The following is a 6,924-nucleotide window of genomic DNA, read 5'->3' on the forward strand; positions in this document are numbered from 1 at the left end:
CTCAGCCCTGCGTGCGCCGCACGCACTCGGCGACGACGTCCCGCAGGCTGCCGGTGTGCTCCAGCAGCCTGCGCTGCTCCCGTGCGCCGTTGCCCGTGCGCAGCAGCTCCTCGACGGCCCGCTCGGCGCGGGCCGCGTCACCGGACTCGGTGAGCGCGTCGCCCGTGTACTCCAGCAGGGAGCGCAGCACCCGGGGCGCGGGCCGGGGCCGCATGGTCACCGGGTCGAGCAGGTCTTCCTCCAGGCCGTACCGGGCCGCCTGCCAGTCGGCCAGCCGGAGCAGGCTCACACCGGGGTCGGGCGCCGCCCGGTCCGCCCGCCACTCCCGGGCGGCCGTCTCCACGAGGGCACGGCAGAGCGTCGCGATCAGCACCGCGCTCTCCGCGCCCAGGCACACGTCCGCCACCCGGATCTCCACCGTCGGGTACCGGGCCGACAGCCGGGCGTCGAAGTAGGCCATGGCCTCGTCGAGGATCACCCCGGTGTCCACCATCTCGGCCACCCGGCGGTGGTACCGCTCGGCCGTCTCGAACGGCTCGGTCGGGCCGGCCGACGGCCACCGGTTCCACACCCGGCTGCGATAGCTGGCGTAGCCGGAGCTCCGGCCCTGCCAGAACGGGGAATTCGCGCTGATCGCCCGCAGCACCGGCAGCCACGGGCGGATCCGGTCGAGGACCGCGACGCCCTCCTCGTCGGACTCCACCGACACATGGACGTGGCAGCCGCAGACCAGCTGCTCCCAGGTGGGTATCCCGTACCGCTGGGCCAGCCACTGGTACCGGTCGTTCACGCTGAGGGCGGGACTGACCGGCAGCGGGGACGTGGCCAGGGCGGCGACACCGCAGCCGATCTGCCCGGCGTGCCGGGCCGCCTCCTTGCGGCAGCGGACGATCTCGTCGCCGAGGTCCGCCATGTCCGACTGCGGATGCGTGGCGAACTCCAGCATCTGCCCGAACAGCTCCTTCTCGAAGACGTCCTGGCCGGGATCGTCCTGGGCGGCCCGTGCGAGGACCGCCGCCGCCAGTGCCTTCGGGTCGCCGCTGTCCGGATCGACCAGAAGGAGTTCCTCCTCCACTCCGACGGTGCGCACCTGGGTGCCGCCCTTCTGTCCGTGCCACGGGGGCAGTCGCTGTCTGTACGACCCCGACTGCCCCTCGCACGGTCGCCGACACCTGCGGCTTTCAGCCCTCCGGCGTCAGCCAGACGGTGGCGAGCGGGGGCAGCGTCAGGTGCAGGGACCCCTCCTCGGGCTTGACGGGACCCGCGGTGCGGACGCCGCCGCCGCCGTACCGGGTGTCGTCGGTGTTCAGCTCCTCGCGCCAGGCGGGGAAGCCGTCGGGGACCCACAGGCGGTAGTCGTGCCGGACGACCGGGGAGAAGTTCGACACCGCCAGCAGCGGGCCGCCGTCGGCGGCGAAGCGCAGGAACGCCAGCACGTTGTCGTCGGCCGCGTCGCACAGCACCCACCGGAAGCCGCCCGGGTCGGTGTCCCGCTGCCACAGCGCCGGCGTCGCCCGGTACACCGTGTTCAGGTCCCGTACCAGGGCCTGCACGCCCCGGTGGTCGCCGGCCGAGTGGTAGTCGTCGGAGAGCAGCCACCACTCGGGGCCGTGGGTGTGCGACCACTCGGCCCCCTGGGCGAACTCCTGCCCCATGAACAACAGCTGTTTGCCGGGGTGGGCCCACATGAAGCCGAGGTAGGCGCGATGGTTGGCGCGCCGCTGCCACCAGTCGCCGGGCATCTTCGACACCAGCGCCCGCTTGCCGTGGACGACCTCGTCGTGGGAGATCGGCAGGACGTAGTTCTCGCTGTAGGCGTACACCATCGAGAAGGTCATCTCGTTGTGGTGGTACTTGCGGTGCACCGGCTCCTTCTGGATGTACTCCAGCGAGTCGTGCATCCAGCCCATGTTCCACTTCAGCCCGAACCCGAGCCCGCCGCCGTCCGTCGGCCGGGTCACCCCGTCCCACGCGGTGGACTCCTCGGCGATGGTCACCACGCCCGGGCAGCGCCGGTACACGGTGGCGTTCATCTCCTGGAGGAAGGCCACCGCGTCCAGGTCCTCCCGGCCGCCGAAGACGTTCGGCTCCCACTGGCCGGAGTCGCGCGAGTAGTCCAGGTAGAGCATGGAGGCGACGGCGTCCACGCGCAGCCCGTCGATGTGGAACTCCTCGCACCAGTACACCGCGTTGGCGACGAGGAAGTTGCGCACCTCGGTGCGGCCGTAGTCGAACTCGTACGTCCCCCAGTCCGGGTGCTCCGCCCGCAGCGCGTTCCCGGGCTCGTACAGCGGGTCCCCGTCGAACCGGGCCAGCGCCCAGTCGTCCTTGGGGAAGTGCGCCGGCACCCAGTCCATGATCACGCCGAGGCCGGCGCGGTGACAGGCGTCCACGAAGTACCGGAAGTCGTCCGGCGAGCCGAGCCGGGGCGTCGGCGCGTAGTAGGAGGTGACCTGGTAGCCCCAGGAGCCGCTGAACGGGTACCCGGCCACCGGCATCAGCTCCACGTGCGTGAAGCCCATCTCCTTGGCGTACGGCGGGAGTTCCTCGGCAAGCTGACGGTAGGTCAGCCCGGGCCGCCAGGACGGCAGGTGCACCTCGTAGACCGAGAACGGCGCCTGGTGCACGGGGGTGTCACCGCGGTGCGCCATCCACTCGGCGTCACCCCACTCGTAGTGCGAGGACGTCACCACCGACGCCGTGTCCGGCGGCACCTCCGTGCCCCGCGCCATCGGGTCCGCCTTCAGGAACCGGTGCCCGTACCGGGAGGTGATCTCGAACTTGTACCGGGTGCCCTCGCCGATCCCGGGCAGGAACAGCTCCCACACCCCGGACGCGCCGAGCGACCGCATGGGGTACTGCGTGCCGTCCCAGAACGTGAAGTCCCCGGCCACCCGCACCCCCTGGGCGTTGGGCGCCCACACGGTGAAGCGGGTTCCGGACACGCCCTGGTGGACCATCGGCTCGGCCCCGAGCGCCCGCCACAGCTGCTCGTGCCGGCCCTCGCGGATCAGGTGCAGGTCCAGCTCGCCGAGGGCGGGCAGGAAGCGGTACGGGTCGTGCACCTCCTGCTCGGTGTCGTCGTACGCCACCAGCAGCGTGTACGACGGGACCTCCGCGTGGGGCAGGACGGCGGCGAACAGACCGTCGCCCTCCGGCCGCAGCGCGGTCGTCGTGCCGTCGATCACGACGCTCACCGCCCGGGCGTTCGGGCGCAGCGCCCGGAACAGCGTGCCGCCCGGCACCGGGTGGGCGCCCAGCAGGGCGTGCGGATCGTGGTGCGCGCCGGCCAGCAGCCGGCCGCGGTCGGCGGGGTCCAGGGCCACGGGCGCGGCCGGCGTGGGCCCGGCGGCCTCGGGGCGCGTGGTGTCCTTCAGTGCCATGGGTCAGCCTCCCCACACGGCGAGCCGTTTGATCGCCGCCATCGGTACCGGCAGCCAGTCGGGCCGGTGTCTCGCCTCGTACAGCACCTCGTAGACCGCCCTGTCCGTCTCGTGCGCGCGCAACAGCGCGTGCTTCTTGCGTGGGTCCCAGCCGGCGCGGGCCGCGTAGCCCGCGCAGAACGCCTCCCGGCAGCGGCGCGCCCACTCGGGTCGCCAGGGGCGGCGCTGCCGGGCCGCGTAGTCGAAGGAGCGCAGCATCCCGGCGACGTCCCGCACCGGGGACTGCGGGGCGCGCCGCTCGGCGAGCGGGCGGGACGGCTCGCCCTCGAAGTCGATGACGAACCAGTCGCGGCCGGCCCGCAGCACCTGCCCGAGGTGCAGATCGCCGTGGATGCGCTGGGCGGGCGGCCCGGTGTCGCACGTGGCGAGCGCCCCGAAGGCGGCCCGCAGACCGGGTACGTAGGGCAGCAGCGCGGGGACGGCGTGCGCGGCGGCGTCGAGCCGCGCGCACATCGCCTCGGCCGTACGGCCGTTCTCGCCCGGCCCGGCCGGCGGGAAGGCCTCGGCCAGCGCCAGGTGCACCTCGGCCATGGCCCGGCCCAGCGCGCGGGCCTCGGTGGTGAAGTGGTCGCCCGCGGCGAGCGCGCGCAGCGCCAGCGTCCAGCCGTCGGTGGCGTCCGGCAGGAACGGTTGCAGCACACCGAGGGTGGCCGGGCGCGGCGCGGTCGTGGTGAACCAGGCCACCGGCGCCGGCACCCGGGTACAGCCCTGCGCGGTCAGCGCCGCCGGCACCTCCAGGTCCGGGTTGACGCCCGGCTGGATCCGGCGGAACAGCTTCAGGATGTACGCGTCGCCGTACACGATGGAGGAGTTGGACTGTTCGGCGTCCAGCAGCCGCGGCGGCAGACCGCCGGGCACATGGGCGGCCGGGTCCGTCTCGAAGCGCAGCGGGCCCGCCGTGCCGGGCTGCCGCAGCCGTTCCAGCAGCAGATGGGCCGAGCGCGGGTCGTGCAGGGCGTCGTACACCGCGAGCCCGGCCAGCGGGCCGCCGACGGCACGCCCGATGAACGCCCGCTCCAGCCGTGGGGCGAGGTGCTGGCGCAGGCCCAGCAGCAGCTGGTAGCAGTCCCCGGGCGGGGGAGTGCCGCCGGGGGTGGGCACCGGCACGTGCGAGGCGTACACCAGCAGGTGCAGACACCCCGGGAACAGCTCCGTCACGGACAGCACCGACAGATCGGTGACCGGCCGGTCCTTGCCCGCGAACCAGCGTTGGCTCGGCAACCAGTCGCGCAGCAGCCCGCCCAACGAGGCCAGTGGCCCGTCGGGCCCGGCCGCGGTGCGCGGTCGGGGGGTGATGGTCTTCGGCATGGTGACGCGTCCTTTCCTCGGCGCCGGGCGTTCAGCGGCGGCGGCCGATGCGGGATGCGACTCGGGTGAGCCGGAACCAGTAGAAGCCGTGGCCTTGCAGGGTGAGCAGGTAGGGCAGTTCGCCGATCGCGGGGAAGCGCACTCCGCCGATCAGCTCCACCGGGTGCCGTCCGTCGTAGGCCCGCAGGTCGAGCTCGGTGGGCTGGGCGAAGCGGGAGAAGTTGTTCACGCACAGCACCAGGTCGTCGCCGTACTCGCGCAGGAACGCCAGGACCGCCGGGTTGGAGGAGGTCAGTTCCGTGAACGAGCCGAGTCCGAACGCGGGGTTCTGCTTGCGGATCTCGATCATGCGGCGGGTCCAGTGCAGCAGGCTGGACGGGGACGACATGGAGGCTTCCACGTTGGTGACCTGGTAGCCGTAGACCGGGTCCATGATCGTGGGGAGGTAGAGCCTGCCGGGGTCGCACGCCGAGAAGCCGGCGTTGCGGTCGGGGGTCCACTGCATGGGGGTGCGCACGGCGTCGCGGTCGCCGAGCCAGATGTTGTCGCCCATGCCGATCTCGTCGCCGTAGTAGAGGATCGGCGAGCCGGGCAGGGACAGCAGCAGGGCGGTGAACAGCTCGATCTGGTTGCGGTCGTTGTCGAGCAGGGGCGCGAGGCGGCGGCGGATGCCGATGTTGGCGCGCATCCGCGGGTCCTTGGCGTACTCGGCCCACATGTAGTCGCGTTCCTCGTCGGTGACCATTTCCAGGGTCAGCTCGTCGTGGTTGCGCAGGAAGATGCCCCACTGGCAGTTCGTGGGGATGGCCGGGGTCTTGGCGAGGATCTCGGAGACCGGGTAGCGGGATTCGCGTCGTACGGCCATGAAGATGCGCGGCATGACGGGGAAGTGGAACGCCATGTGGCACTCGTCGCCGCCGGCCTGGTAGTCGCCGAAGTAGTCGACCACGTCCTCGGGCCACTGGTTCGCCTCCGCCAGCAGCACCGTGTCCGGGTACATCGCGTCGATCTCGCGCCGGACCCGCTTCAGGAAGGCGTGCGTGGCGGGCAGGTTCTCGCAGTTGGTGCCCTCCTCGGCGTAGAGGTAGGGCACCGCGTCCAGGCGGTAGCCGTCGATGCCGAGGTCCAGCCAGAACCGCAGGGCGGCCAGGATCTCCTCCTGCACGACCGGGTTCTCGTAGTTCAGGTCCGGCTGGTGCGAGAAGAAGCGGTGGAAGTAGTACTGGCCGCGGACCGGGTCGAAGGTCCAGTTGGAAGCCTCCGTGTCGACGAAGATGATCCGCGCGTCCTCGTACTGCTTGTCGTCGTCGGCCCACATGTAGTAGTCCCCGTACGGGCCGTCGGGGTTCTTGCGGGACTCCTGGAACCACGGGTGCTGGTCGCTGGTGTGGTTCATGACGAAGTCGATGATCACGCGCATGCCGCGCTGGTGCGCGGCGTCCACGAACTCCACGAAGTCGGCGAGGTCGCCGAACTCCGGCAGCACGGCGGTGTAGTCCGAGACGTCGTAACCGCCGTCCCGCAGGGGGGACTTGAAGAACGGCGGCAGCCACAGGCAGTCCACGCCGAGCCACTGCAGGTAGTCGAGCTTGGCGGTCAGGCCCTTCAGGTCGCCGACGCCGTCGCCGTTGCTGTCCTGGAAGGAGCGGACCAGGACCTCGTAGAAGACGGCGCGTTTGAACCACTCCGGGTCCCGGTCCTTGGCGGGGGTGTCCTCGAAGGTGTCCGGAACGGGGTCGTTGACGGTCATGACGCTGCGGGCCCTCCGATCTGGGGCGTCGATCGCCCGACGTGGAGCACGTGCGCCGGCGCCCGGCCGGGAGTCAGGCGCACGTAGTTGGTCCTGCCCCAGTGGTACGTCTCGCCCGTCAGTTCGTCGTGCACGGTCGGGGCGGCGTCCCAGTCCAGGCCGAGTTGCGGCATGTCCAACGAGACCGTGGCCTCCTGGGTGTGGTGCGGGTCGAGGTTCACGACCACGATGACCGTGTCCGTACCCGTGCGCTTGCTGTAGGCGAGCACGGCGTCGTTGTCGGTCGGGTGGAAGCGGAGATCGCGCAGGCGCTGTAGCGCCGGGTGCCGCCGCCGGATGGTGTTGAGCTTCGTGATGAGGGGGGCGATGGTGCGTCCCTCGCGTGCGGCGGCTTCCCAGTCGCGGGGGCGGAGCTGGTACTTC

General features: G+C 71.8%; 5 protein-coding genes. All 5 read right to left on the bottom strand.

Annotated features, from left to right (window positions below):
- Nucleotide 1: 1 nt before the first annotated feature.
- Nucleotides 2–1,090 (bottom strand): glutamate--cysteine ligase, encoded by a 1,089-nt coding sequence (locus AB0947_RS27715; RefSeq protein WP_366753040.1) that lies wholly within the window; start codon nucleotides 1,088–1,090, stop codon nucleotides 2–4.
- 91 nt (nucleotides 1,091–1,181) lie between these two features.
- Entirely contained in the window at nucleotides 1,182–3,383 is a 2,202-nt protein-coding gene (glgB, locus tag AB0947_RS27720) for a 1,4-alpha-glucan branching enzyme (RefSeq protein WP_366753041.1), read from the bottom strand.
- 3 nt (nucleotides 3,384–3,386) lie between these two features.
- Nucleotides 3,387–4,751, bottom strand: a complete 1,365-nt coding sequence (locus tag AB0947_RS27725) for a maltokinase (RefSeq protein WP_366753042.1) — start codon at nucleotides 4,749–4,751, stop codon at nucleotides 3,387–3,389.
- A gap of 31 nt (nucleotides 4,752–4,782) precedes the next feature.
- The gene (treS, locus tag AB0947_RS27730; RefSeq protein WP_366753043.1) at nucleotides 4,783–6,501 is read right to left on the bottom strand and encodes a maltose alpha-D-glucosyltransferase; all 1,719 of its coding nucleotides are present in this window, start codon (nucleotides 6,499–6,501) and stop codon (nucleotides 4,783–4,785) included.
- Nucleotides 6,498–6,924, bottom strand: a 427-nt coding sequence (locus AB0947_RS27735; protein ID WP_366753044.1) for an alpha-glucosidase C-terminal domain-containing protein, incomplete at its 5' end; no start/stop codon positions are given. The genes treS and AB0947_RS27735, both read right to left, overlap by 4 nt.

Source organism: Streptomyces sp. NPDC047841 (genome assembly GCF_040704085.1).
GTDB classification, from domain to species: domain Bacteria; phylum Actinomycetota; class Actinomycetes; order Streptomycetales; family Streptomycetaceae; genus Streptomyces; species Streptomyces argyrophylli.

Excerpts from the sequence above, each read along its gene's own strand:
- treS (WP_366753043.1), bottom strand. The coding sequence starts at position 6,501 with ATGACCGTCAACGACCCCGTTCCGGACACCTTCGAGGACACCCCCGCC.
- glgB (WP_366753041.1), bottom strand. The coding sequence starts at position 3,383 with ATGGCACTGAAGGACACCACGCGCCCCGAGGCCGCCGGGCCCACGCCG.
- AB0947_RS27725 (WP_366753042.1), bottom strand. The coding sequence starts at position 4,751 with ATGCCGAAGACCATCACCCCCCGACCGCGCACCGCGGCCGGGCCCGAC.